Source organism: Neisseria sp. P0021.S006 (assembly GCF_051956895.1).
The window spans coordinates 1-502 of record NZ_JBQCWZ010001092.1; the positions used below are offsets into that span (position 1 = coordinate 1).

The 502-nt window shown below is 51.6% G+C and carries 1 protein-coding gene and 1 pseudogene; both read right to left on the reverse strand.

Annotation, left to right across the window (positions count from 1 at the left end):
* A pseudogene (locus ACTHUM_RS18900) lies at positions 1 to 260 on the reverse strand (tRNA pseudouridine(55) synthase TruB); the annotation flags it as partial.
* Between the two features lie 69 nt (positions 261 to 329).
* Positions 330 to 502: 30S ribosome-binding factor RbfA (rbfA, locus tag ACTHUM_RS18905; protein WP_440403812.1), on the reverse strand; the 173-nt coding region annotated here is incomplete at its 5' end.

Consider the following 502-nt stretch of genomic DNA (forward strand, 5'->3'; position numbering starts at 1 on the left):
GTACTGCTGGCTTCGCCCAGTTTCAGCGTGGCCGTATAGGCTTTGTCGGCATCAATCAGATATTGGGCAAACTTGGTCGCTTCACCGAAACAAACAGGTAGAAGCCCTGTAGCCAAAGGATCAAGTACGCCGGTATGCCCGGCTTTTTCGGCACGGAACAAGCGCCGCGCCTTTTGCAGGGCGGTATTGCTGGAAAGGCTTTCAGGTTTGTCGAGGAGAAGAACGCCGTTGACAGGGCGTTTGGTGGGTTTGGCTGTCATATTAAGTTGGGGGAGTGTTAATGTTTAGGCCGTCTGAAAGGGTTCAGACGGCCTGTGTGTTTTAATCAATCAGTCTTCAACCGGTTTTTCCGCCGCTACTTGGTCGATCAGGCTGGAAATACTCATGCCGCGTTCGAGTGATTCGTCGTATTTGAAGTGCAGCTCAGGCGTTTTGAAGAGTTTGATGCGTTTGGCCAATTCGCTGCGCAAATGACCTTTGGCGTGTTCCAAAGCTTCTTCGG